This window comes from Bartonella sp. CL70QHWL, assembly GCF_042194855.1.
Lineage (GTDB): Bacteria > Pseudomonadota > Alphaproteobacteria > Rhizobiales > Rhizobiaceae > Bartonella.
The window spans coordinates 1-1020 of sequence record NZ_JBHINJ010000094.1; the positions used below are offsets into that span (position 1 = coordinate 1).

General features: G+C 35.4%; 2 protein-coding genes. Both read right to left on the minus strand.

Going from position 1 to position 1020, the window contains the following annotated elements:
* Window positions 1-175 precede the first annotated feature (175 nt).
* The gene (locus ACFIJZ_RS09880; protein ID WP_375631985.1) at window positions 176-928 is read right to left on the minus strand and encodes a type IV secretion system protein; all 753 of its coding nucleotides are present in this window, start codon (window positions 926-928) and stop codon (window positions 176-178) included.
* Window positions 925-1020, minus strand: a 96-nt coding sequence (locus ACFIJZ_RS09885; protein ID WP_375618343.1) for a TrwH protein, incomplete at its 5' end; no start/stop codon positions are given. The genes ACFIJZ_RS09885 and ACFIJZ_RS09880, both read right to left, overlap by 4 nt.

The window sequence follows — 1020 nt, forward strand, 5'->3', positions numbered from 1 at the left end:
AGATACATGCTAAACGCGTTATTCGCATTTATACATTACCTAAGTATTTTCATTACGATATCTTGGCTTTGATAAAAGCTTTCTGCCTCTCTGAAATGTTCGGATAGTACTGAACCTTCTACATTTGCTTTTGTTTTCATGAAAAAAAAGCAAATCTTGTAAAGAGCTTTAGTGGCTAAAATCTTATTTGAGGCACATGTTTGAGGGCATTGTTCATAACTTTTTTATACAATATACGTTTTTGTACTTCGATAAGAAACTCTTCATTACTGCTTAAATTTCTGACCATTTGTAGCTTTGTATATTCATTTTGGAGTACCGCTGACATGTTTCTGATACGTGTTTGCAGCTCGAAAACTTCTCTCAGATCTTTTGTTTTATCTATATCTTTTAAGAAATCGGCAATTTGTGTAAAGCGGTTCTCTGCATCTTGGAAAGCTTGCAAACTTACAGCTTTATCGATAACTCCACTATATTTAAGACGCGCATTAAGTATATCGTATATTATCTTATGATCTGTCTCCGCGAGGAGGGCTCTCCACTCCTCTCCTTTAATTTGAGTCATAGGCCGTTCGAAATAACCAAAAGCTTCGAAGTTTTTCCCATATAAACGCGTGTATGTTTTGTGGGTAGGTGGGTAAAAAGGCGAATGTTCTAATAAAAATTTCGATAACTTTTCTCTTGTTATTTGTTTATTTCCTGTTATAGACTGATAGACTTTTTTCGTGTTTTCGATCTGGTCTTCGTTTGCTTTAATTTGTTGTTTTAACAAATCAATAATTTTCAGATATTCTGCTTCTGGAAAAGGGGGAGGAGTTTGGACAGTTGAACCTTGAGTTCCAGAACCCCAACTAAAGTTAGACGTTAGAGTTAAATTTATCATTCCCAAAAGGGTGATCATTCCTGTTATAATAAATCGCTTTTTCATCTGTCTCCTCGCTTGATTTCGGCAGGGATTGTTTTATTAATAGGCACACGGTTCCTATCATTTGGCTGTTTTAGCTTTGGTGCTAATGCACA

Excerpts from the sequence above, each read along its gene's own strand:
- ACFIJZ_RS09880 (WP_375631985.1), bottom strand. The coding sequence starts at position 928 with ATGAAAAAGCGATTTATTATAACAGGAATGATCACCCTTTTGGGAATG.